Origin of the sequence: Amycolatopsis samaneae, from assembly GCF_039541975.1 — a bacterium.
Taxonomy (GTDB): Bacteria; Actinomycetota; Actinomycetes; order Mycobacteriales; family Pseudonocardiaceae; genus Amycolatopsis; species Amycolatopsis samaneae.
Window position 1 is genome coordinate 411,834 of sequence record NZ_BAABHG010000005.1, and the last position, 21,464, is coordinate 433,297.

The following is a 21,464-nucleotide window of genomic DNA, read 5'->3' on the forward strand; positions in this document are numbered from 1 at the left end:
TACTGGCACACCCCGCACCGAGATCACGTCGTGAAGAAAACGTGTCCGGTTTGTCGTCATCACCCGATCGGCGCACCACCGTTTCCCACCGAACGGCGTGTCGCAGACCGAAATTCACCCTGTTCCATGTGATGCTGGTGTGCGTGGTGTGACTCTTGTGGTCCAAGAGTCACAGTCCTACTGTGCAGCGCATGATCAAGGACCGCCTGCGCACCGCCTACCGAGCCGTGGTGAGGATCGCGCTCCCCACCGTCGCCGTACTCGGACTGCAGATCAGCGTCGCCACCACCGCGTCCGCCGACCCCGCCGCCGCCGCGTGGGCCAAGCTCCGCATGTGCGAGTCCAGCGGCCGCTACGCCGTCAACACCGGAAACGGCTACTTCGGCGCCTACCAGTTCGACCTACCCACCTGGCGAAGCGTCGGCGGACAGGGCAGACCCGACCAGGCCAGCAGCCGCGAACAGGACTACCGCGCCCTCTACCTCTACCGGATGCGCGGCTGGCAACCCTGGGAATGCGCCGGCAAACTCGGCCTGCGCGAAGACGGCGACGCCCGCAGCAAACGCGTCCCCACCTACGAGGAATCCGCCTACATCGGCGGTGGCGCCCCCGCGCCGGTCAAGTCCACCCCGCCCGCACCCGCGCCGGCACCGCCCGCACCACCCAACGGCGGCCCCAAACCCGCCTGGCCCGGCCTCGTCTACGCCTACGGCGACTGCGCACCCGCCCTGCGCACCTTCCAGCTCCGCATGAACGCCCACGGCTACAAGTTCCAGGGCACCGGCTGCTACTACGACAAGACCAAACAGGCCGTCCTCGACCTCCAGCGCGCCAACGGCATCAAGGACTCCGGCCGCCTCGGCCCGAAAACCTGGAAAGCCGCGTGGGAAGGCAAAGCACCCCGCTGACCACGCCCGATCAGCCGGCCTGCTGCCACGCACCCCGCTCGACCAGCACCTCACGCAGCAGATCCGGCCGATCTGTCACGATCCCGTGCACCCCCAGATCCAGCAACGCCCGCATCTGCACCGGATCATCGATCGTCCACGTGTGCACCTCGGCACCAGCTCGCACCGCCGACTTCACGAACGCCCGGTCCACCACCGTCAACGGCCCCTGACGCACCGGCACCTGCGCCATCGCACCCCGCGCCAGCCGCGCGATCGGGAACATCGGCGCCCACCCGTTCGCCCACAACGCCAGCACCGACCGCGGCCCCATCGACGTCACCAGCTTCGGCCCCGCCAACCGCCGAAGCCGCGCCAACCGCCCGTCCGAAAACGCGGCCGCCGCCACCCGGTCATAGGCACCGGTCCGCTCCAGCACCCGCAAAAACGGCTCCACCGCCTGATTCGCCTTCACATCGATGTTGAACCGCGCCTCCGGCACCTCCTCCAGCACATCCTCCAACCGCGACAACGGCACCTTCCCACCGACCTTCACCGCACGCAGCTGCGCCCACGTCTGCCGCGCGATAAGACCCGAACCGTCCGTCGTCCGGTCCAGCGACGCGTCGTGGTGCACGACCACCACACCGTCCGCCGTCGCGTGCACATCGGTCTCCAGATACCGGTACCCCTCGGCCACCGCCCGCCGGAACGCGGGCAACGAGTTCTCCAGCCCGGCCAGCTCGTCGAGATGCCAGCCACGATGAGCGAAGGCGCGGGGGAACGGATCGGCGAGATACGGAAAGGCAGACGACACCCCACCAGTGTGCACTTACCCGATGACCCGAGCGTGAGCGGACGATGTCCGGCTAGGGTCTGCCGGGTGAGGGAAGCGGCCCAAAACGCCGAACAGGCGGACGACCTGGCACTACCGCGCCGCACCGGCGCCCCCAAACACTGCGGCTGGTGCGGACGACGGCTACCCGCGGGCGGCAACGTCGGCAGACGGCGCCGCTACTGCGGCCAGTCCTGCCGCCAGCGCGCCTACGAACGCCGCACCGCGCTGCAGCGCAGCGGACTCCCCGAAGACGCCGTCGTCCTGTCCGACACCGAGATCGCCACCCTCCAGGACCGGCTCTTCCAGCTCCGCTGCGCCGCCGAGGACATCGTCACCGCCACCGACGACGGAGCCGAGCCCACCGAACTCCGCAAGCTCGCCGACGAACTCGCCCGCGCCGCCCGCGACCTCGAACAACTCCGCTAACCCTCCACCTCCGGCGCCAGCCGATCGAGCGCCAGGTACGTCCGATTGCTCGCGGCCGCCGCACGCTGCTCCCGCCCGGTCGCCTCGATGTAGTTCTGACTCGTGGCCAGGCTCGCGTGCCCCAGCAACCGCATGATCTCCGACGCCGTCGCCCCGTCCTCCGCCAGCCGCGTCGCGAACGTGTGCCGCAACGCGTGCAGGTTCGCCCCCACCGGCACCCGATCATGCAAACCCGCCCAGCGATAACACGACTTCACCAGGTACTCCAGCGCCCCGCGCCCGATCGGCTCCCCGGCCCGATCCCGCAGCAACGCCGACGAAGGTCCGAACCGCGTGTGCGGGAACCGGCGACGGCACGACTCCAGGTAGTTCTCCACCAGCCGGCCCATGATCGGCTGCACCGGGATCGACCGGTCGCGACTGCCCTTGCCCCGCACGTGCAACCGCAGCTCACCGGCCCGGCCCACCAGCGAACGCACCGTCAGCGTCCGCATCTCCGCCGCCCGCAACCCCGCCACCAGGCCCAGCGCGATCACCAACACGTCCCGCTCCGGCCACGGATCCCGCGCCTTCCGCGAACCATCGGCCACCGAAGCCAGCAGCCGCTCCGGCGTCTCCTCGCCCCGCAACGGTTTGGGGGACAGGGGAGGGGTCTTCGGCCGCGCCACGGCGCCCATCGGATTCCCGCCCAGCAGACCGTCGGACACACAGAAGGTGAGGAACTGGTTCCAGGTCGACCAGGCGCGCAGCACCGAGCTCTTCGCGTGATCGTCCGCGAACGCGCCGAACGCCGCCCGCAACGCCTGCGCGGTCAGGTCGGTCACCGCCAGCTCCTCGGCGGAGCAACCCAGCTCAGCCACCAGCAGCGCGGTGATCCCGGCGAGATCACGCCGATAGGCCGCGGTGGTGTGAGGGGAGTCCTTGCGGGGCCGACGTGCCGCGAAAAAGGCTTGCTGTGCCTCGGAAACCCTCATGTGGATCTTGTACCGTACGGCACCGACAATTCGACGCCGAGGCCCTGTGCGAGGATGACGCCATGGGCCTGTTCTCACGACGTCGCGACCCCGAGTCCCCGGCGGAGCCGTTCCAGTTCACCGTGGACAAGGTGTTCGTCGTGCCCGTCCGTGGCGTGGTCTGCACCGGGACCGTCACCAGCGGCACCGTGCGCGTGGGTCAGGCCGCCAAGATCACCCTGGAAGACCAGTCACGTTCTGTCACCGTCTCGCGCATCGAAGCGCAGGGCAAGAAGCGGTCGTCCGCGGCAGCGGGGGAGCAGGCCGGACTGTTCCTCGGCGGCCTGACCATGGCCGACATTCCCACGATCCCGGGAAACGACGGCTCGATCAAGGACGGCGACGCACTCAGCGGCGCTTCGGTGGTGTCGGTGTTCTGATCACTGAGCGTGAGATTTGCCGCTGAATCTTATGCGATTTCATGCATAATTGCTATTATGCATGAAATGTCGGTATTGACTGGTTCGTCCCAATCCAGGGGGAATCGCCGGACAAGTTGGCACAGTGCGGTGTCAGCGGACTCAAAGGACGGAGTCGCGGCTCGGCGGCTGACGTCTTGGCTGCTGAGGTCGCGATGGCCAAGCTTTGCCGTCATCGGGTGATCATCAGCGCCCGCCGGGAATCCGTTCCGTCGCCGGTTCGCCGGGTCCGGTCACCTTGACTCACTACGTCACTGTGACGTTTTGAGGCGTTGTCCTGGGCTGTCTCAGACGTCATCCAGTCGACCTCGTCGTGGGCGATCCTGGCCGTTCTCCAGGCGCACGACGCAGAACGGGCGTGGCGTGCGTCCGCGTCGTGACGGCGCGAGCTGACGGCAGACCATGGGGTAACGCGACGCCGTTCGTGTCGCGCACTGTGGCTCAATGACCCCTCTCGACGCCCTGATCAGCACGATCCCAAAGCGCCGATAATGTACATTATGTCAAGTAGTCGGTGGGACCCCTCTGCGGGACGTCGCGCTCACCGACCGGCAGCCAGCACCGCCGCGAGACCTTCCCGCAGGTCCTTGACGAAGTACTCGGGAACCTCCAGCGACGGGAAATGTCCCCCGGTTTCGGGCGACCTCCATCGCACGATCTGCCGGTACCGCTCCTGTGCCCAGGTGCGCGGACACTTCTCGATGTCATGGGGATAGACAGTGAGCGCCGACGGGACGTCGACCCGAAGTTCGGGGTCCAGTGAGAGATGGCTTTCGTGGTAGATGCGGGCTGACGACGCGCCGGTGCGCGTCAGCCAGTACAGGGTGACGTTGTCGAGAACGCGGTCTCGGGAAATCGTCTCGAACGGGCTGTCCTCGGTGTCTGTCCACTCGGCGAACTTGTCGAGGATCCAGGCGAGAAGCCCGACCGGCGAGTCGACGAGCGAGTAGCCGATGGTCTGCGGCCGGGTCGCCTGCTGCTTCGCGAACGCCGCGTGGTGATTCCAGAAGTCCCGGGTTTCTTCGGTCCATTCGCGCTCGGCCTCCGTCAGTCCGTCCGTGGTCAGTCCGGGCGGCGCCTGCGGCGTCGTGGTGTGGATGCCGAGTACGTGCGCCCGGAACCTGCCGCCGAGGATCGTGGTGATCGGTCCTCCCCAGTCGCCGCCGTGGGCCACGAACTGGCGGTAGCCGAGCCTTCCCATCAGTTCCACCCACGTGGCCGCGATCTTTTCGATCCCCCACCCGGTGGTGGCCGGTTTGTCGCTGTAGCCAAAGCCCGGCAGCGACGGGACTACGACATGGAACGCCGGCGCGTCCGCGTCTTTCGGATCCGCCAGCTCGTCGATCACATCGATGAACTCGGCGATGCTGCCCGGCCAGCCGTGCGTCAGGATCAGCGGTGTGGCGTCCGCGCGCGTGGATCGGCGGTGCAGGAAGTGGATCCCGAGGCCGTCGATGGTCGTGCGGAACTGGCCGATCCGGTCGAGGCGTGCTTCGAACGACCGCCAGTCGTACCCGGTGCGCCAGTAGTTCACGACATCGACGAGGTCGGCGAGCGGAACGCCCTGTCCCCATCGGCGAGGATCGGGTGCCGCGCGACGAACCGTCTCTGCCTCCGGTAGTCGCGCCGCGGCCAGTCGTGCGCGCAGATCGTCGAGGTCGGCGTCTGTCGCGTGAGCTTCGAATGCTCGTACGTCGCTGGTCATGGGACCTCCTGGCCATAGCGGAACCGGCTTAGACGGTTCTAGCAGGCCGTCCCGTTCAGCCGCAACCTGCTAAGGTGGTTCCATGCGTGTCGAGTTCCCCGACTTTCGTCTCGGCAGCGTGTTGGCGACCAGTTTCACGGCGACTCTTACGGAGCGCTGCGGCAACGCCGTGGAGCGCATTCCCACGCCGCGCCGATTCGTTGACTGGCTGGCGGTGAATGGTCTCGCGGTGGACTCCTGTACCGATGCCCAGTTCGAACTCGCCCGGGAACTGAGGGAATCGATTCACGCCGCCGTGACGGCGGCCGCGATCCATGACCCTCTCCCCCGGTCTGCTGTCGAAATCATCAATGACCGCAGTGCTCAGGGGCGCGCGGCGGCGATTCTGACGCTCGAACGAGAGCGGCGATGGCGGCTCAATTCGGCTTCCGGTGTGGAAGATGCCCTGGGTGTGATCGCCGCCGACGCGATCAGCATCATCGCCGGTGAGCGAGACGGGAAATTGGCCTTGTGCGCGTCGTCGACTTGTCGGGCCGCCTTTTTCGACACCAGTCAAAGTCGTACTCGCAAATGGTGTGACATGAACACGTGCGGGAATCGGCAGAAGAAGGCGCGCTTCCAGGCCAATCAGCGCAAAAAACTCGGATCTGCAGGCTGAGGGCGGGTCCTTTGGGCCTCAAGAAGCGTGGTCGGGGCCCGAAGAAGGCGGGCGTCGCGGAACAATAACCTCGTGACAACCGAGGAGACGCCGGGCGTGCACGCCCTGGCAGAGCGGATCAACCAGCTCATCCGCGACCCGGACCTCACCCCGAAGGAACTGGCCGAGCGGATCGGCGTGTCCAAGAGCGCGGTCAGCCAGCATCTGACCCGTCTGGAGCAGGACGACTACCTCGCCCGGGAAAAGAGTCCGCACGACGGCCGGGTGCACGTCTTCCGGCTGCGGGCGCGGGGCGAGTCCTATCGGCAGGCCATGCGCCAGTACGAGGAGTACCTCGCCGACACCTACACCTCGCGTCTCTCCCCGGCGGAGATGGAGGAGATCGTGGCGTCGTTGGAGAAGCTGAAGCGGGCTTTCGAGGACTAGACCGGCCTGTCTGGACTCAGTCTCCGCCGAACTCGCGTCCGAGCCGGTGACGGGTGGTACTCCCCTGCTCTAATCGCGTTGCCTGGCGGTCTGCTGTGCGCTTAGCGTTGCCTTCCTGATCGCCGAGGTCCGGCGGTGTTTCGCTTGGAGGACGGGATGACGGCGAATCTGGTCGCGGTCTGTTTTGCCGCGGGCGAGCCGCTTCGGCTGGCCCGCTTCTGGGCCGGTGTGCTGGGTGGGGAGCTGACCGGTGGCGGGCGGGACGTTGTCGTGCTGGTGCCCCGTGGCGAGACCGGGTTCGGGGTGCGGTTCGTCTCCGGTTCGGGACCGAAGCTTGGGCAGAACCAGATGCACTTCGATCTGACGAGCGTTTCGCCGGCTGATCAGCGGGCGACGGTGGCGAAGTCGCTCGGGCTCGGTGCCCGGCACATCGACATCGGGCAGCGTCCGGAGGAAGGGCATGTGGTGCTCGCCGATCCCGAGGGCAACGAGTTCTGTGTCATCGAGCCGGGCAACGCCTTCCTCGAGGGCTGCGGGTTTCTCGGTGCGGTGGCGTGTGACGGTTCGCGGGAGGTCGGCCTTTTCTGGAGAGCGGCGCTGGGCTGGCCGTTGGTCTGGGATCAGGACGAGGAGACCGCGATCCAGGCGCCGGGTGGCGGGCCGAAGATCACCTGGGGTGGTTCGCCGGTGAACGCGAGGGCCGGGAAGAACCGGCTTCGTTTCGAGCTGTCCCCCGGTGCCGGCCGTGATCAGGAGGGTGAGGTCGAGCGTCTCGTCGCGCTGGGGGCTGGCCGGGTCGAGGGCGATCGGGGCGTGGCCGGGCCGGTGGTGCTGGCCGATCCCGACGGCAACGAGTTCTGTGTGCTGGCGGAGGGAGTGGCCGGGTCCTGAGGCACCGGGCCGGGTGTGGGCTGGGACAATCGGGGGATGCTGGACGCGGTCGAACGAGGGCTGTTGCAGGCGTTGCAGATCGACGGCCGGATCGCGTTTTCGCGGCTCGGCGCGTTGCTGGGTGTCTCGGACCAGACGGTGGCGCGGCGGTACGCGCGCCTGCGTGCCGAGGAGGGGGTGCGGGTTTTCGGCGCGGTGTGGCCGGAGGCGGTCGGGAACCAGCTGTGGATGGTGCGGGTCCGGTGTACCCCGGACGCGGTGGCCGGGCTGGCTCGGGCGCTGGCGAGGCAGCCGGAGACCTCGTGGGTGCAGATCGCGTCGGGCGGGGCGGAGATCCTGTGTATGGCGCAGGTGCCGGCGGACGCGATGTCGGCCGAGTCGGCGGTGTTGTCGCGGCTCCCCCGCACGCCTCGGGTGGTCGGGGTGAGCGCGCATTGTGTGCTGCACACGTTCTTCGGTGGTACCGAGAGCCCGTTGACGAAGAATGGTCCGCTCACCGCGGCGCAGTGTGCGGAGCTCGCGCCGCCGCGGGGTGAGCTGCCGGGTGAGCCGGTGGAGCTGTCCGATGTGGATGGTGCGCTGCTGGCGGTGCTCGCGCGGGACGGGCGGGCCGGGTTCCGGTCGCTGGCGGAGGCGACGGGCTGGTCGCAGACGTCGGTGCGGCGGCGGTTGGCGGAGCTGCGGGCGGGTGGTGTGTTGTATTTCGACGTCGATGTGCGTCCGGCCCTGCTGGGTTTGCGGGCGACGGCGGGGTTGTGGCTGACGGTGGCGCCGGGTGAGCTGACCGCGGCGGGTGAGGCGCTGGCGCGGCATTCGGAGGTGAGTTTCGCGGCGGCGACCACGGGTGTGTCCAATTTGTACGCGAGTGTGCAGTGCCGGGACAGTGCGGCGTTGTACCGGTATCTGACCGGGTCGGTGGCGGGCTTGCCGGGGCTGGTGTCGGTGGAGACGGCGCCGAGTATGGAATTGGTCAAGCTGGCTACTCCGGTCGTGGGATAGCGCCGGGAGAGCGCGGCACACGTCGGATAGCGCCGCTACGGGCCGCGTTTCTGGTCGATGGGTGCCGGGTGGGCGGAGGCTGACGGGGTTCGAGAAACCCGTTGAAAGAAGGACATCCGATGCCTTCCGTGTTCGATCCGGTCACGATCGGTTCGCTGACCCTGCCCAACCGCATCGCGATGGCGCCGCTGACGCGGCGTCGCGCGTATGGCGAGGGTCTGTCCGCCACTCCCCTGATGGCCGAGTACTACCGGCAGCGCGCGACGGCCGGGCTGATCGTCTCCGAGGCGGCGCAGCCGAGCCGGGTGGGCCAGGGCTACACCGACACGCCCGGTTTGCACGACGCGGCGCAGGTCGAATCGTGGCGCCCGGTGACGGCCGCGGTGCACGAGGCGGGCGGCCGGATCTACGCCCAGCTGATGCACGCCGGGCGCAACAGTCATCCCGAACTGCTGGGCGACGGGCTGCGTCCGCTGGCGCCCTCGGCGGTGGCCGCCGAGGGCGAGGTGCGGGTCCACAGTGGTGAGCCCGCGGTCCGCGAGCCGTACCCGGTTCCGGACGTGCTGTCCGAGCGGGACATCGTGGAGACGATCGCCGACTTCGCCGACGCGGCGGAGAACGCGATCGAGGCGGGGTTCGACGGCGTCGAGCTCCATGGCGCGTACGGGTATCTGATCCAGCAGTTCCTGTCCGGCAACGCGAACCTGCGGACCGACCGGTACGGCGGCGGTGTCGCCGGGCGGGTCCGGTTCCCGCTGGAGCTCGTGGACGCCGTGGCGGAGCGGATCGGGGCGGAGCGGCTGGCGTTGCGGATCTCCCCCGGGTGCACGGCGTTCGGTCTCGACGAGCCCGGGCTGCACGAGCTCTACCTGACGCTGGTGCGGGGTCTCCCCCGTGAGCTGGCGTACCTGCACGTGTTCGAGTTCCCCGGGCATCGGGACCTGACGGTGCGGATGCGCGAGGAGTGGCCGGGGGTGTTCATGCTGAACCCGCATGAGCACCCGCACGACTGGCCTGCCGGGCCGGGGCAGCTGCACCTGGTGGCGGACGGGCTGGCGGATGTTCTGTCGTTCGGCTCGTTGTTCATCTCGAACCCGGATCTCGTGCACCGGTTCCGGGTCGGTGCCCCGCTGGCGCAGGCGGACGAGGCGACGTTCTACCGGGGCGATCACCACGGGTACACCGACTACCCGGCGCTGGCGGAGGTGACGGTATGACCGCGGAGCTGGCCGGTGCCGTCGTGGTGGTGACGGGCTCGAGCAGCGGGATCGGCGCGGCGACGGCGCGCGCGGTGTCGGCGGCGGGTGCGCATCCGGTGCTGGTGGCGCGGCGGGTGGAGTTGCTGCGGGAGCTGGCCGGTGCATTGCCCGCGGCGACGGTGGTCGCGGAGGATCTGCGTGATCCGGGGGCCGCGGGCCGGGTGATCGACGCCGCGCTGGCGGTGTCGGGGCGGCTGGACGCGCTGGTGAACAACGCGGGCATGCTGGTCATGGGCCCGGTGGTGGAATGCCGGGACGTGTCGGAGTTGTTCGCGGTCAACGTGTTCACGCCGGTGGAGCTGATGCGCCGTGCCCTGGAGGTGATGGTCCCCCAGGGCACGGGCGCGATCGTGACGGTCAGTACCGGTGAGCTGGCGCTGGAGCGCCCGCATCCGGAGCACGGTGCCTACGTGGCGAGCAAGGCGGCGCTGACCGCGTTCACCGACGCCGCGCGGGAGGAGCTTCGGGGAGTCGGCGGGGTTTCGGTGTCCACTGTGTACCCGGGCGCGACGGATACGCCGATGTGGGCGCTGGCGCGGGGCAATCCGAACACGCCGGACATCCCGGCCGGCCCGGTCGAGCGGGTGGCGGACGCGATCGTCGGCCTGATCACCGGCGGGGACGCCGAGTTCCGGTGCTGGTGAGCGGTCAGGCGGCCGTCGGCTTGCGGAGGACGAGGTAGGCCTGCGGGCTGTTTTCGTACTCGCCCTCGGGCTCGCGGACCAGGTGGGAGAGCGACTGGAGCCCGGCGTCGGCGGCCAGTGCGGTGATCCGGTCCGGCCGCAGGCGGTAGGCGTGGTAGTCGAGGCCGTCGTGGCCGTAGGCGCTGGTGATGTGGCGGGGTACGTCGCCGACCTGGAAGGCGAGCATGAGGTACCCGCCCGGCGCCAGCACGCGGGCGAACTCGGCGAAGACCGGCGGGAGCAGCTCGGGCGGGGTGTGGATGATCGAGTACCAGGCCACGACGCCGCCGAGTGCGCCGTTCTCGCGGTCCAGCGCGGTCATCGAGCCGACTTCGAAGCGCAGGGTGGGGTGTTCGCGGCGGGCGACGGCGATCATCTCCGGGGAGAGGTCGATGCCCGAGACCGGGATTCCGAGCGTGTCGAGGTAGCCCGTGACGCGCCCGGGGCCGCAGCCGACGTCGACGACCGGTCCGAGGCCGCTCGCGCGGACGTGCTCGGCGAACACCCCGAGCATCGCGCGCTCGTAGGGCGCGTCGGCGAGGGCGGTGCGGAGCAGGTCGTGGTAGTCGGCGGCGACCTTGTCGTAGGCGGCGCGGGTGGCGCTCAGGTAGGCGGGTTCGGTCATGGCCGGTGACTTTAGCGGCCTTCCCCGGCGCTGTCCGGGACTTCGACGGGGTGCCTGGTGCCGAGCACGACGGTCGCGCCGAGGTCGTCGGAGGTGCTGACCTGCGGGCGGAAACCGTTGCGGGTCAAGGCTTTCACGAGTTCGGGTGCTTGCCGCTCGCTGCTTTCGACGAGGACGGTGCCGGTGCCGGTCAGCCAGGTCGCGGCGCCTTCGATGACGCGTCGCAGGATGTCGAGGCCGTCGGCGCCGCCGTCGAGTGCGAGGTGGGGTTCGTGGACGCGGGCTTCCGGGGGCATCAGGTCGATCGCGTCGGTGGGTACGTAGGGCGCGTTGGCGGTGAGGACGTCGACGCGACCGCGGAGGGTGCCGGGCAGCGGCGTGTAGAGGTCGCCGTGGAACACCTGGCCGCCCAGGGGAACGAGGTTGCGGCGGGCGCACTCCACGGCGGCCGGGTCGAGGTCGGCGGCGTAGAGCTCGACGTCGCCGAGGGCGGTGGCCACCGCGGTGCCGACGGCGCCGGAGCCGCAGCACAGGTCGAGGACGACCGCGCCCGGCCTGCCGTGCCGGATCGCCTGGCGGGCCAGGAACTCGGTGCGGCGGCGGGGAACGAACACCCGGGGGTCGACGGCGACGCGGCGGCCGGCGAACTCGGCCCAGCCGAGGATGTGTTCGAGCGGGAGGCCCTCGACACGGCGGCGGACCATGGTGTCGAGTTCGGCGGGTGTGCCCGCCGCGTCGATGAGCAGGCGGGCTTCGTCCTCGGCGAAGACGCAGCCGACGGCGCGGAGCCGGGCGATGACGGCCTCGGGGCCGGCGGGGGAAACGGTCATGAGCGTGCCTTTCGGGGATGCCGTCGGGCGGCTCTCCCCGCTAGGCGGGACGGCCGTGCGGGAGGAGCGCCCGGTGCGAACGTGTGCTGATGGGGCTCACCTCCTCGGCCGGTCCACTGACGTCTCGGGCGAGCCTACCGGGTGCCGGTCCGGTGGCTGGTCCGGGCGTTGACTGAAGTAATGAATCGGTGGTTCACTTCTTCCGTGCCGTACCGCCGCACCCCGAAGGTGCAGGAGAGACTGGACGCGCAGCACGAGAAGATCGTGGCCGCCGCGGTCGAGCAGCTCGCCGCGCACGGGTACGCCGGGTGCTCGATGGCCGCGGTCGCCGCGCGGGCCGGGGTGGCGACCGGCACGGTCTACCGCCACTTCCCCACCAAGGCCGAACTCGATCTGCGGGTGTTCCGCCAGGTCGTGACCCGCGAGGTCGAAGCGGTGCGGGCGGCCTCGGCCGAGGGCGACCCGGTCGAGCGGGTGCTGGCGGTGTTCGAGACGTTCGCGGCACGCGCGTTGAAGGCGCCGCGCCAGGCCTACGCACTGCTGGCCGAGCCGGTCGGGCCGGAGATCGACGCCGAGCGGCTGGAGTTCCGCCGCGCGTTCCGCGACGTCGTGGCCGGGCACGTGGCGGACGGGGTGCGTCGCGGGACGCTGCCGCCGCAGGACGCCCGGCTGACCGCGGCCGCGCTGGTCGGCGCGGCCGCGGAGGTGCTGATCGGGCCGCTCAGCGGCGGCAGTGCCGGTGAAGTCGTCGAGTTGCGCACCTTCGTGCTGCGCGGTTTGGGAGGTCGAGATGCCCGCTACCCATGAGGTCACCAACCAGGTTCCGCCGCTGGCCGGCCACGACGTGGCCGCCGATCCGGCGCTGCTGGACGGGCTCGCGCGCGCCGGCGCGGACTGGGCGACCGGGGAACTGCACGAGGTGGGCACGCTCGCCGGCTCCGAGCGGGTGCAGGAATGGGGACGGCTGGTCAACGAGAACGAGCCGGTCCTGCGCACGCACGACCGCTACGGACACCGGATCGACGAGGTGGAGTTCCACCCGCACTGGCACGAGCTGATGGACGTCGCGGTGTCGCACGGGCTGCACGCCGCGCCATGGCGTGATCCCCGCCCCGGCGCGCACGCGGCGCGGGCGGCGAAGTTCTACGTGTGGAGCCAGGCCGAGGCCGGGCACGGCTGCCCGATCTCCATGACCTACGCGGCGGTTCCGGCGCTGCGGTACAATCCGGAGCTGGCGGCCACGTACGAACCGCTGCTCGCGGCGAAGGAGTACGACTTCGGGCTCCGGGAGCCGGGCACCAAGCGCGGCCTGATCGCGGGCATGTCGATGACCGAGAAGCAGGGCGGCTCGGACGTGCGCGCCAACACCACCACCGCGACGCCCGCCGGTGACGGCAGCTACACGCTGGTCGGGCACAAGTGGTTCACCTCGGCGCCGATGTCGGACCTGTTCCTGACCCTGGCGCAGGCCCCTGGCGGGCTGTCGTGCTTCCTGCTCCCCCGTGTTCTGCCGGACGGCTCGCGCAACCGGATCCTGTTGCAGCGCTTGAAGGACAAGCTGGGCAACCGCTCGAACGCCTCCTCGGAGATCGAGTACGACAACGCCGTCGGGTGGCTGATCGGCGAGGAGGGCCGCGGGGTGCGCACCATCATCGAGATGGTGAACAACACGCGGCTGGACTGTGTGCTCGGCAGCGCGTCGGGGATGCGGCTGGGCACGGTACGCGCGGTGCACCACGCGCGGCACCGGCGCGCGTTCGGGAAGACCCTGGCCGAACAGCCGTTGATGACCAACGTGCTGGCGGACCTGCTGGTCGAGTCGGACGCGGCCACCACGGTCGCGATGCGGCTGGCCGCGGCGACCGACCGGCCTGACGACGCGCAGGAGCAGGCTTTCCGGCGGCTCGGGCTCGCGGTGACCAAGTACTGGGTGTGCAAACGGGCGCCCTCGCACGCGGCGGAGGCGCTGGAGTGCCTCGGCGGCAACGGATACGTCGAGGAGTCCGGGATGCCGCGGCTGTACCGGGAGGCACCGCTGATGTCCATCTGGGAGGGCTCCGGGAACGTCGCGGCCCTGGACGCGCTGCGGGCGATGGCCAGGCAGCCGGAGTCGGTGGCCGCCTACTTCACCGAGGTCGAACTGGCCGCCGGCGGGGACGCGCGGCTGGACGACGCGGTGGCCCGGCTGAAGAAGGAGCTGGCCGATCTGTCCGATGTGGAGTATCGGGCGCGGCGGCTGGTGGAGTCGATGGCGCTGGCGTTGCAGGGTTCGCTGCTGGTGCGGCACGGAGACCCGGCGGTGGCGGACGCGTTCTGCGCCTCGCGGTTCGGCGGGGACTGGGGCGTCGCGTTCGGGACCCTGCCCGCGGGCGCGGACACCTCGGCGATCATCGCGCGGGCCGAGGCCGTGCCCGCCGAGCGCGGGTGAGCCTATTCCCCGCGCAGCGCGACGGTGATCAGCTGGACGTACCTGTTGCTGGCGGGGCTGTACAGCAGCGTCACCGCGATCACCGCAACCAGGTTCGCCGCGATGTCCAGCAGGGCGAGTTCGGCGGCGGTCGGATGCGGGTCCCGGAATCCCTGCCAGCAGTAGGGCAGCTGCGACAGACAGAGCACCAGCAGCGCGATCGTCGTCATGATCCTCCCGGCCTGTCGCCCTTTGGCGGCACCGAAGGACCCGAACACACAGAAGACCATCACCAGCCCGAGGAAACCGGCGTTGTCGCCGTAGAGATGTCCCGAGACCGGCACCCACAGCAGCACGGCGAGGATGACCAGGGCACGGGCCGCGATGACGTCCCCCGGGCGATGCGCGCGGATCTGCTCGACGCTGGGCACGAAGAACCTCCTCGTGTTCGTGTGCGCGACACGACCGCCTGCCCGAGTGTCCGCCGCCGAGCCAGGACCCCTCCCACCCCGACGGGACGGGTGGCCGGACGCTGACCGGCGTCCGGCCACCCGTCGGGTTTCCGGTGGTCAGCCCTGCCACGCCCCGGCGGCGGCCGCGGCCTCGGCGAACCGGCCGAACGCGCGTGGCGGCCGTCCGAGTGCCTGCCGCACACCGTCGGAAAGGTGCGCGTCCCGGCCTTCCCGGAGTGGCTCGACGACGTCCGCGAACACCTCCGCGTCCTCGCGTGGCAGCCCCTGCGCCACGAGTTCCTCGATGTACTCGGCCACCGACAGGGGCACGTACCGGATTTCGCGTCCGGTGGCCGCGGAGATCGTGGCCACCGCCTCGGTCAGCGTCACCGCCCGCGGCCCGGACAGCTCGTAGACGCGGCCCGCATGGCCCTCCCCGGTCAGCGCGGCGGCCACCACCTCGGCGATGTCCTCGGCGTCGACGAAGCTGGCGGCACCCTCACCCGCGGGCAGGCGCAGCTCACCGGCGTGGACGGCGTCGGCGAAGAACCCTTCGCTGAAGTTCTGCGCGAACCAGCCCGGCCGGGTGATCGTCCATTCCAGACCGCTTTCCCGTACGGCGGCCTCACTGTCGAGGATCCCCGGCCGGGCACCGGTGCGGTCGGGCGCGTAGTGCGGATCGTCGATCCCCCGGCCCGAGGCCAGCACGATCCGCCGTACTCCGCGCCGGGCCGCCAGTTCGACGAACGGGCGGACGAGGCGCGTGCCGTCGAGCTGCACGACGTAGACCGCCCGCACCCCGGTCAGCGCGGCGTCCCAGGTGCCGCGGTCGGTCCAGTCGAAGTGGTGCTCGCCCCCGCGCGACGCGGCGCGGACCTGTGCTCCCCGGTCGCGCAGTCGAGCGACGACACGGCGGCCGGACTTGCCGGTCGCCCCGGTTACCAGAATCGGATGTTCGGACATGACCTCAGTCAACCGGTGATCATCGAGACGCTCCATGGCCAGGGATCTCTCTTCGATGTCTGAGCGTCTACATTACGAGGATGGACGTCGTATCCGAACTGCTGGCCGGAGTACGGGGGCACGGTGCGGTGTTCCGGCGGGCGATCATGTCCTCGCCCTGGGCTCTGCGAATGGCGGGCGAGGCTCCGCTGACACTGGCCACGATGCTCCGCGGCCACGCGTGGATCGTCCCCGACCGGCACGAACCGGTGCGTATCGAGACCGGTGAGATCGCCGTCGTGCGTGGCGACGTGCCCTACACCGTGGCCGACGATCCGGCGGCCACGCCCGCGCTGGTGGTGACCAGCGTCGACTACTGCCCGGGAGGCGCCGGCCTCGAACCCGCGTCCCGTACCTGCGGCACACCGGACGACGGCGAGGCCGACGTCCTGCTCAGCGGCGCCTTCGAGCGCCAGGGCCGGTTGAGCGAACGACTGCTGCGGGCCCTGCCCCTGGTGCTGGTCACCCCGGCGACGGACGGCCCGGTGCCGCCGGTGGAAGCGGTCGCCGAGGAGGTCGTCCGGGACCGCGCAGGCGGGCAGCTGGTACTGGACCGGCTGCTCGACCTGATGCTGGTTTCCGCGCTGCGCGGCTGGTTCGCCGACCCGCGGTCCCACGCCCCGGCCTGGTGCCGCGCGCTGGAGGACCCGGAGGTGGGCGTGGCCCTGCGGCTGCTGCACGAGACACCGGCCCGCGCGTGGACGGTGACGGACCTGGCGGCCGGGGCCGGGATGTCCAGGGCGGCGTTCGCGCGGCGGTTCACCGCGGTGGTCGGCGAACCGCCGATCGCCTACCTCACCGGCTGGCGGATCGAACTGGCCGCGGACCTGCTGCGGGAGACCGGGCTGACGGTCGGCGCGATCGCGCGGAAAGTGGGCTATGTCAACGCCTTCGCGCTGAGCGTGGCGTTCAAGCGGCTGCGGGGCCTCTCCCCCAGCGAGTACCGCGCCGAACAGCGCGACCACCCGCGCCGAGCCGAGCCCGGGAGTCCTGTTCAGGCAGGGAGGACCCGGCGGACGCTGATGTAGGTCCCGTTGTGGATCTGGTGCCAGCCGGCGTTGACCACGTCGGAGATCTGGTTGGGCGGGTGGCCGTTCCAGATCACGAAGCGATGGCCGGGCGGAACGTAGTAGCCGTCGATGTCGACGCCGTTGCCACCGGCGGTCCGACCGGGAGCGAGGTAGCTGGCCTGCCCGGTCTTGCAGGTGGAGCTGCCCCAGTTCAGGCAGATCTCCACCGGCTGGTTCACCGCGTTGTTGACAACGCCGCAACCGAGCCAGTTGCAGCCCCCGAGTGGGGTGGTGGTGCCGGCCGTCGCGACTCCGCTGCCGAGCAATGCCAGGGTGACGGCTCCGGCCGCGATCGCGCCGGTACGAGTGCCTGAACGCATGAGGTGACTCCTTCCGAGTGGGTGTCCGCTCGATCGCAGCACGGGGTGGGTGCTCGCGCCACAGGCCGGGATGTCCCGGGATGTCCCCGGACAAAAACGACACGGCTTGCCCGCCGGACGAGGGCAGCTCAGGTACTCCTGAACAACCGGTCCAGGTGCACGTCGATCGCGGCGAGCGCGTCCTGGGGCTCGATCACGTCGAGTTCGATCAGGGAGGTGAAGCCGGTGAGGGCGACGAGCAGGTTGGTCTCGGTCGCCGGGTCGCGGCCGGAGTCGATGTGCCCGTCGGCGATCGCCTGGCGGACCAGCCGCTCGACGAGGGCCCGCCCTTGGACGAGGCCGCGGCGTGCCTGTTCGTGCACGGCCTCGTCGTGCAGCGCCTCCAGGACGTAGGCGGTGCTCATCCGGCTGGTCGCGCGGGCGTCGGCATGCAGGGGGAGCATTTCCGCCAGCGTCAATCGCAGTACGTCACGGGGGTGCGGACGGTCACCGAGCTTTTCGAGCCCCTGGTGCACGCGCGCCGAGGTCTGCTCGGACGCGAAATCCATGGCGAAGGAGAGCATGGCGGTCCGGGAGGCGAAGTAGTGCTGCAACTGCCCGAGTGACATGCCCGCTTCCTGCGCCACCACGCGCATCGTCAGCTGTGTGACGCCGCGCTGCTCCACCACCCGCCACAGTGCGCGGGCGATCGCTTCGCGGCGTCCGCGGTGATCCACCTGTTTCGGCATCGCCGGCCCCTCCCTCGTGCCCAGGGACTGTTCCAATACGGTTGACATAATACACCTGACCCATAATTCTGGGTCCACTCGAGGGAGGGAACCGTCATGTCCGAACAGCCCAAGGTACGGACCACGGAAGGCGTGGTGCAGGGGCGCCGGCGGCAGGGGCACGCGGTGTTCCGCGGCATCCCCTACGCCCAGCCCCCGGTCGGAGCGCTCCGCTTCGCCGCGCCCGCGCCGCCGCACCGCTGGGAGGGGACGAGGCAGGCGGTCGAGTTCGGCCCCGTGGTACCGCTGTCCCTGCCGATCGACGTGCCCCCACAGGGCACCGACTGGCTGACGCTCAACGTCAGCACTCCGGATCCCGGCGCGGCGGGGCTGCCGGTGCTGGTGTGGATCCCCGTGGGCGGCTACCTCTCGGCGGCGTCGAGCGACCCGATGTTCGACCCGGCGGCGCTGGCCGAGGCGGGAGTCGTCGTGGTGACCATCAACTGCCGCGTGGGCGCGGAGGGATTCGCGTTCCTCGACGACGTGCCGCCCAACCGCGGATTCCTCGACCAGATCGCGGCGCTGGAGTGGGTGCAGCGCAACATCGCCGCCTTCGGAGGCGACCCCGGCCGGGTCACCGTGGGCGGGGTGTCCGCCGGGGCGGGCTCGGTCGCCGCCCTGCTGACGATGAAGTCCGCGCGCGGCCTGTTCCGGCGGGCCATCGCCCATTCGGTGCCGGGGCTGTACAGCACCCCCGCGCTGGCACGGCAGGTCACCGCCGCGTTCGCGGATCGGCTCGGCTCGGCGGCCCCCACCGCCGAGGCCCTGCGCGACATCGAACCATGGCACCTGGCCGCCGAGCTCACCTCGTTCAACGCCCGCCTCCACGCGCACCGGGAGAGCTGGGGACGCCTCACGCAGACCGGCACCGCGCTGTGCCCCGTCGTCGACGGCGAGGTCCTCCCGGAAACGCCCTGGTCCGCGCTGACCGGCGCGCGCGCGAGCGGCACCGAACTGCTCGTCGGCCACGCCCGGGACGAATTCCGGTACTTCAGCGTCATGAGCGGACGGTACGGCACCTTCACCGAGGAGGACGCCCACGCAGCCCTGGAACTGCTCGCCCCGCAGCCGGACGGCGCGCGGGCCTACCGTGCCGCGTTCCCGCAGGCAGGCCCGGAAGAGCTGGTGGAGACGGTGTACTCCGATGCCCTCTTCCGCATGCCGTCACAGCAGCTGGCCGAGGCGAACGCCGCAGCCGGCGGCACCTCGTACCTGTTCGAACTGTGCTGGGTCGCCCCGGCCCTCGGCGGCGTCCTGGGCGCCTGCCACAGCCTCGACATGCCGCTGGCGTTCGGCACGCTGGACAGCCCCAGCGGCACCCAGCTCATCGGCGAGGAGCCCACTCCCGAGGCCCTCGCGCTCTCCCGCGAACTCCAGGAGACATGGGTCCGCTTCGTCACCACCGGCGACGCGGGCTGGTCCGCCCACCGGCCCGGCGGGCACCTCACCCGCGTCCTGGACACCGAGTCGAAGACTCTGCCCTACCCCGAACAGGCATCCCGCCGGATCTGGGAAGGCCGCTTCCCCGCCCCGTTCGATCTCGCGTAATCGTCCGGGTCGGCTCAGCCCCTGCCCGTTTCTGGCGTATTCGGTGACCAGTCGGCGACCCCGATTTGCTGCGATGGTGGTGGTTCCGGGCCCGCCAGTGGGAGACTTGGAGTCGGGTGCGGACCGTCGCTACGCTCCGGACGGCCGCCACATCCACCCGACTCGGCACGTGATTCACCGATGCGCCAGTGGTTCGGCTCCTCGGCACGTCCGGCACGTCGGCGGGAACCGGTCACCCGAGATGAGGTCACATGGGCAACGCCGAGGCCAACCCGGACCGGTCGCTTCCGATATCCCGCCGGACCCTGTTGCAGGGAACCGGGCTCGCCCTCGGCGGCACGGCCCTGGTCAATGGGACCGCCGACGCGCACCCACCGGGCGTTCCGGTCCCGGGCGTCGGCAGCCCGGTGCCCGAGCAGGTTCCGGCTACCCAGGGCTGGCTCCAGGTGCCCGGGGCGCGGCTGTGGTACTGGGACACCGGCGGGCCCGGTGAGCCGGTGGTTCTGCTGCACGCTCTGAGCGGCAGTGGCGAAAGCTGGCCGTACCAGCAGCCGTACCTCGCCCGTGCGGGGTACCGGGTCATCGGCTACTCGCGTCGGGGGTACGCCAACTCGCCGGTGCAGGACCCGAACGACCCAAGGAGCGGCATCGAGGATCTGCACGACCTCGTGGAGTTCCTGGGGGTCGGGAAGTTTCACGTCGTCGGCGTTGCCGGTGGCGGCTGGTACGCGATGGACTACGCGCTCAACCACCCGGACCGGTTGCACAGCCTGGTGATCGGCGCGTGCGTGCTTCAGGTCCGGGAGCGGGACTACCAGGACATGGTGGAGCGGTTGCGGTCGCCCGAGGTCGACGCGCTGCCCATCCACTTCCGGGAGTTGGGCCCGTCCTACCGCGCGATCGACCCGGACGGTGTCGCCAGGTGGCTGGACATCCATCACCGGGCCGGGCCCAACGGGATCGTCCAGCCCAGGGCGACCTCGCTGAGCTGGGCCGTGATCGAACGGCTCACCGTCCCCACCCTGCTGCTATGGGGGGACGCCGACCCGCACACGTCACCGCCGGTGCAGCGTCTGCTGGCCGGGCACTTCCGCAGGGTGAGCACGATGGTGGCCAACGAGTGCGGGCACAACGTGCACTGGGAACGGTCGGACGTGGTCAACCCCGTGCTGCTGAACTTCTTCCGGGCCAACCGGCACTGACCATCCGGGCCACGGGGTGATCCAATTGGGCCCGCCGAACGTGTCGTGGGATCGCTCGCACACCTCTCAAGCCCATTGGATGGGGTGTGAGGCCAGGGGCAGCGGAACAGGAACAAGGGACGGGCGGCGGAGGGGTTCGGCGGGTGGCCGAACTACTTTGACGGCGCGCACCGCCCACCAATAGGGCGAGCCGGCCGCCCGGCGTTCAGGGGGCGGTCCAGCGGGACAACATGAACACCGCCACCAACCCGAACTCCCGCTGGCTGTTCCCCGGCCGACGCGCAGGACAACCGATGCACCCCAGATCACTCGGCACGACCACACACCGTCACCTCCGCGACGAACTCGCGACACTTGAATACGCGACCTCACCAGCCTGCCACCCCGGCGAGGCCGACCACGTCTCTGTACCTATTAGTATGTACGGACACGCGAGGAACGGAGACCCGATGCACGCCATGCAGTACGAGATCACCCTGCCCGCCGACTACGACATGGCGATCATCCGCGAGCGCGTCGCCACCCGGGGACACCTGCTCGACGCGTTCCCCGGGCTCGGCCTCAAGGCCTACGGCATCCGCGAGCGAGGTGTCGACGGCTCCACCCTGAACCAGTACGCGCCGTTCTACCTCTGGCAGGACACGGCCGGGATGAACGCCTTCCTCTGGGACGGTGGGTTCGGCGGGATCATCGACTCGTTCGGACGCCCGGTGGTACAGCACTGGACCGGGCTGGCGTTCGCCGAAGGCCCCGCGTTCGACGAGGTCCCCGTGGCGGCGGGCAAACGCGCCGAGCCGGTGCCCGCCGAGACCGCCCCGGCGGACGCCATCGCCCGCGCACTCGCCGAACTCGACGAGCACACCCGCCGCCACGACGTCCATTCGGCCGCGCTCGCGATCGACCCGCGCACCTGGGAGCTGGTGCGCTACACCCTCTGGCGGGACACCGCGCCGGACGAGGACGAGACGCGGTACCGGATCCTGCATCTCTCGGCACCGCACCTGCCCGCGCTCCCCCGCGGCCGCCACTGGTGACGA

24 protein-coding genes are annotated in these 21,464 nt (G+C 70.4%); 15 read left to right on the forward strand and 9 right to left on the reverse strand.

Features of this window, described 5'->3' with window-relative positions:
* Window positions 1–191 precede the first annotated feature (191 nt).
* Window positions 192–908 carry a transglycosylase family protein gene (locus tag ABD987_RS15325; protein ID WP_345392645.1) on the forward strand — a complete coding sequence of 239 codons (717 nt, stop codon included), beginning with the start codon at window positions 192–194 and terminating at the stop codon, window positions 906–908.
* A 10-nt stretch (window positions 909–918) separates the two neighbouring features.
* Here ABD987_RS15325 and ABD987_RS15330 read toward each other — a convergent pair whose 3' ends face one another.
* On the reverse strand, window positions 919–1,704 hold the full coding sequence (locus ABD987_RS15330; RefSeq protein ID WP_345392648.1) for a glycerophosphodiester phosphodiesterase family protein: 786 nt from the start codon (window positions 1,702–1,704) through the stop codon (window positions 919–921).
* 66 nt (window positions 1,705–1,770) lie between these two features.
* Here ABD987_RS15330 and ABD987_RS15335 point away from each other — a divergent pair, with 66 nt between their 5' ends.
* Window positions 1,771–2,151 (forward strand): hypothetical protein, encoded by a 381-nt coding sequence (locus ABD987_RS15335; RefSeq protein WP_345392651.1) that lies wholly within the window; start codon window positions 1,771–1,773, stop codon window positions 2,149–2,151.
* Here the strand turns inward: ABD987_RS15335 and ABD987_RS15340 are convergent.
* Window positions 2,148–3,125: a tyrosine-type recombinase/integrase gene (locus ABD987_RS15340; RefSeq protein ID WP_345392654.1), complete on the reverse strand. Its 978-nt coding sequence runs from the start codon at window positions 3,123–3,125 to the stop codon at window positions 2,148–2,150. The genes ABD987_RS15335 and ABD987_RS15340 overlap by 4 nt on opposite strands.
* A gap of 62 nt (window positions 3,126–3,187) precedes the next feature.
* Here ABD987_RS15340 and ABD987_RS15345 point away from each other — a divergent pair, with 62 nt between their 5' ends.
* Window positions 3,188–3,544 (forward strand): EF-Tu/IF-2/RF-3 family GTPase, encoded by a 357-nt coding sequence (locus ABD987_RS15345; RefSeq protein WP_345392657.1) that lies wholly within the window; start codon window positions 3,188–3,190, stop codon window positions 3,542–3,544.
* A 580-nt stretch (window positions 3,545–4,124) separates the two neighbouring features.
* Here ABD987_RS15345 and ABD987_RS15350 read toward each other — a convergent pair.
* Window positions 4,125–5,288 carry an epoxide hydrolase family protein gene (locus tag ABD987_RS15350; protein WP_345392660.1) on the reverse strand — a complete coding sequence of 388 codons (1,164 nt, stop codon included), beginning with the start codon at window positions 5,286–5,288 and terminating at the stop codon, window positions 4,125–4,127.
* An 82-nt stretch (window positions 5,289–5,370) separates the two neighbouring features.
* Here ABD987_RS15350 and ABD987_RS15355 point away from each other — a divergent pair, with 82 nt between their 5' ends.
* From ABD987_RS15355 to ABD987_RS15380, 6 genes are all read left to right on the forward strand, one after another.
* On the forward strand, window positions 5,371–5,946 hold the full coding sequence (locus ABD987_RS15355) for a CGNR zinc finger domain-containing protein (protein WP_345392663.1): 576 nt from the start codon (window positions 5,371–5,373) through the stop codon (window positions 5,944–5,946).
* A gap of 72 nt (window positions 5,947–6,018) precedes the next feature.
* Window positions 6,019–6,372, forward strand: a complete 354-nt coding sequence (locus ABD987_RS15360; RefSeq protein WP_345392666.1) for a MarR family winged helix-turn-helix transcriptional regulator — start codon at window positions 6,019–6,021, stop codon at window positions 6,370–6,372.
* 156 nt (window positions 6,373–6,528) lie between these two features.
* Entirely contained in the window at window positions 6,529–7,263 is a 735-nt protein-coding gene (locus ABD987_RS15365; protein WP_345392669.1) for a VOC family protein, read from the forward strand.
* A gap of 36 nt (window positions 7,264–7,299) precedes the next feature.
* Window positions 7,300–8,262, forward strand: coding sequence for an Lrp/AsnC family transcriptional regulator (locus ABD987_RS15370; RefSeq protein ID WP_345392672.1), 963 nt, complete (start codon window positions 7,300–7,302; stop codon window positions 8,260–8,262).
* A 119-nt stretch (window positions 8,263–8,381) separates the two neighbouring features.
* Window positions 8,382–9,479: an alkene reductase gene (locus ABD987_RS15375; protein WP_345392675.1), complete on the forward strand. Its 1,098-nt coding sequence runs from the start codon at window positions 8,382–8,384 to the stop codon at window positions 9,477–9,479.
* The gene (locus tag ABD987_RS15380) at window positions 9,476–10,165 is read left to right on the forward strand and encodes an SDR family NAD(P)-dependent oxidoreductase (protein WP_345392678.1); all 690 of its coding nucleotides are present in this window, start codon (window positions 9,476–9,478) and stop codon (window positions 10,163–10,165) included. The genes ABD987_RS15375 and ABD987_RS15380 overlap by 4 nt, the downstream gene beginning before the upstream one ends.
* Window positions 10,166–10,169: 4 nt before the next feature.
* On the opposite strand, the gene ABD987_RS15385 is transcribed toward ABD987_RS15380, so the two are convergent.
* The gene (locus ABD987_RS15385) at window positions 10,170–10,829 is read right to left on the reverse strand and encodes a class I SAM-dependent DNA methyltransferase (protein WP_345392681.1); all 660 of its coding nucleotides are present in this window, start codon (window positions 10,827–10,829) and stop codon (window positions 10,170–10,172) included.
* Window positions 10,830–10,840: 11 nt separating this feature from the next.
* Window positions 10,841–11,659 carry a putative protein N(5)-glutamine methyltransferase gene (locus ABD987_RS15390; protein ID WP_345392684.1) on the reverse strand — a complete coding sequence of 273 codons (819 nt, stop codon included), beginning with the start codon at window positions 11,657–11,659 and terminating at the stop codon, window positions 10,841–10,843.
* 204 nt (window positions 11,660–11,863) lie between these two features.
* On the opposite strand from ABD987_RS15390, the gene ABD987_RS15395 reads away from it, so the two are divergent.
* Window positions 11,864–12,466: a TetR/AcrR family transcriptional regulator gene (locus ABD987_RS15395; RefSeq protein ID WP_345392687.1), complete on the forward strand. Its 603-nt coding sequence runs from the start codon at window positions 11,864–11,866 to the stop codon at window positions 12,464–12,466.
* The gene (locus tag ABD987_RS15400; RefSeq protein ID WP_345392690.1) at window positions 12,450–14,087 is read left to right on the forward strand and encodes an acyl-CoA dehydrogenase family protein; all 1,638 of its coding nucleotides are present in this window, start codon (window positions 12,450–12,452) and stop codon (window positions 14,085–14,087) included. The genes ABD987_RS15395 and ABD987_RS15400 overlap by 17 nt, the downstream gene beginning before the upstream one ends.
* Window positions 14,088–14,089: 2 nt before the next feature.
* Here ABD987_RS15400 and ABD987_RS15405 read toward each other — a convergent pair whose 3' ends face one another.
* Both ABD987_RS15405 and ABD987_RS15410 read right to left on the reverse strand, forming a co-directional pair.
* Window positions 14,090–14,497 carry a hypothetical protein gene (locus ABD987_RS15405; protein ID WP_345392693.1) on the reverse strand — a complete coding sequence of 136 codons (408 nt, stop codon included), beginning with the start codon at window positions 14,495–14,497 and terminating at the stop codon, window positions 14,090–14,092.
* A 138-nt stretch (window positions 14,498–14,635) separates the two neighbouring features.
* A complete protein-coding gene (locus tag ABD987_RS15410; protein ID WP_345392696.1) occupies window positions 14,636–15,481 on the reverse strand; it encodes an NAD(P)H-binding protein in 846 nt (281 codons plus the stop codon).
* An 80-nt stretch (window positions 15,482–15,561) separates the two neighbouring features.
* Between ABD987_RS15410 and ABD987_RS15415 the strand changes: the two genes are divergently transcribed.
* On the forward strand, window positions 15,562–16,548 hold the full coding sequence (locus ABD987_RS15415; protein WP_345392699.1) for an AraC family transcriptional regulator: 987 nt from the start codon (window positions 15,562–15,564) through the stop codon (window positions 16,546–16,548).
* Here ABD987_RS15415 and ABD987_RS15420 read toward each other — a convergent pair.
* Together ABD987_RS15420 and ABD987_RS15425 are read right to left on the reverse strand one after the other, a co-directional pair.
* Window positions 16,515–16,910, reverse strand: a complete 396-nt coding sequence (locus ABD987_RS15420) for a hypothetical protein (RefSeq protein ID WP_345392702.1) — start codon at window positions 16,908–16,910, stop codon at window positions 16,515–16,517. The genes ABD987_RS15415 and ABD987_RS15420 overlap by 34 nt on opposite strands.
* Window positions 16,911–17,038: 128 nt before the next feature.
* On the reverse strand, window positions 17,039–17,638 hold the full coding sequence (locus tag ABD987_RS15425) for a TetR/AcrR family transcriptional regulator (RefSeq protein ID WP_345392705.1): 600 nt from the start codon (window positions 17,636–17,638) through the stop codon (window positions 17,039–17,041).
* Between the two features lie 96 nt (window positions 17,639–17,734).
* Between ABD987_RS15425 and ABD987_RS15430 the strand changes: the two genes are divergently transcribed.
* The 3 genes from ABD987_RS15430 (at window position 17,735) to ABD987_RS15440 (ending at window position 21,461) form a co-directional block, all read left to right on the forward strand.
* A complete protein-coding gene (locus tag ABD987_RS15430) occupies window positions 17,735–19,225 on the forward strand; it encodes a carboxylesterase/lipase family protein (protein ID WP_345392708.1) in 1,491 nt (496 codons plus the stop codon).
* 251 nt (window positions 19,226–19,476) lie between these two features.
* Complete coding sequence (locus tag ABD987_RS15435; protein ID WP_345392711.1) at window positions 19,477–20,427, forward strand: alpha/beta fold hydrolase; 951 nt, start codon at window positions 19,477–19,479, stop codon at window positions 20,425–20,427.
* A 449-nt stretch (window positions 20,428–20,876) separates the two neighbouring features.
* Window positions 20,877–21,461, forward strand: coding sequence for a DUF4865 family protein (locus ABD987_RS15440; protein ID WP_345392714.1), 585 nt, complete (start codon window positions 20,877–20,879; stop codon window positions 21,459–21,461).
* Window positions 21,462–21,464 lie beyond the last annotated feature (3 nt).

Excerpts from the sequence above, each read along its gene's own strand:
- ABD987_RS15440 (WP_345392714.1), top strand. The coding sequence starts at position 20,877 with ATGCACGCCATGCAGTACGAGATCACCCTGCCCGCCGACTACGACATG.
- ABD987_RS15355 (WP_345392663.1), top strand. The coding sequence starts at position 5,371 with ATGCGTGTCGAGTTCCCCGACTTTCGTCTCGGCAGCGTGTTGGCGACC.
- ABD987_RS15370 (WP_345392672.1), top strand. The coding sequence starts at position 7,300 with ATGCTGGACGCGGTCGAACGAGGGCTGTTGCAGGCGTTGCAGATCGAC.
- ABD987_RS15350 (WP_345392660.1), bottom strand. The coding sequence starts at position 5,288 with ATGACCAGCGACGTACGAGCATTCGAAGCTCACGCGACAGACGCCGAC.
- ABD987_RS15380 (WP_345392678.1), top strand. The coding sequence starts at position 9,476 with ATGACCGCGGAGCTGGCCGGTGCCGTCGTGGTGGTGACGGGCTCGAGC.
- ABD987_RS15390 (WP_345392684.1), bottom strand. The coding sequence starts at position 11,659 with ATGACCGTTTCCCCCGCCGGCCCCGAGGCCGTCATCGCCCGGCTCCGC.
- ABD987_RS15420 (WP_345392702.1), bottom strand. The coding sequence starts at position 16,910 with ATGCGTTCAGGCACTCGTACCGGCGCGATCGCGGCCGGAGCCGTCACC.
- ABD987_RS15415 (WP_345392699.1), top strand. The coding sequence starts at position 15,562 with ATGGACGTCGTATCCGAACTGCTGGCCGGAGTACGGGGGCACGGTGCG.
- ABD987_RS15340 (WP_345392654.1), bottom strand. The coding sequence starts at position 3,125 with ATGAGGGTTTCCGAGGCACAGCAAGCCTTTTTCGCGGCACGTCGGCCC.
- ABD987_RS15400 (WP_345392690.1), top strand. The coding sequence starts at position 12,450 with ATGCCCGCTACCCATGAGGTCACCAACCAGGTTCCGCCGCTGGCCGGC.
- ABD987_RS15385 (WP_345392681.1), bottom strand. The coding sequence starts at position 10,829 with ATGACCGAACCCGCCTACCTGAGCGCCACCCGCGCCGCCTACGACAAG.
- ABD987_RS15425 (WP_345392705.1), bottom strand. The coding sequence starts at position 17,638 with ATGCCGAAACAGGTGGATCACCGCGGACGCCGCGAAGCGATCGCCCGC.
- ABD987_RS15365 (WP_345392669.1), top strand. The coding sequence starts at position 6,529 with ATGACGGCGAATCTGGTCGCGGTCTGTTTTGCCGCGGGCGAGCCGCTT.
- ABD987_RS15410 (WP_345392696.1), bottom strand. The coding sequence starts at position 15,481 with ATGTCCGAACATCCGATTCTGGTAACCGGGGCGACCGGCAAGTCCGGC.
- ABD987_RS15375 (WP_345392675.1), top strand. The coding sequence starts at position 8,382 with ATGCCTTCCGTGTTCGATCCGGTCACGATCGGTTCGCTGACCCTGCCC.
- ABD987_RS15325 (WP_345392645.1), top strand. The coding sequence starts at position 192 with ATGATCAAGGACCGCCTGCGCACCGCCTACCGAGCCGTGGTGAGGATC.
- ABD987_RS15430 (WP_345392708.1), top strand. The coding sequence starts at position 17,735 with ATGTCCGAACAGCCCAAGGTACGGACCACGGAAGGCGTGGTGCAGGGG.
- ABD987_RS15345 (WP_345392657.1), top strand. The coding sequence starts at position 3,188 with ATGGGCCTGTTCTCACGACGTCGCGACCCCGAGTCCCCGGCGGAGCCG.
- ABD987_RS15435 (WP_345392711.1), top strand. The coding sequence starts at position 19,477 with ATGGGCAACGCCGAGGCCAACCCGGACCGGTCGCTTCCGATATCCCGC.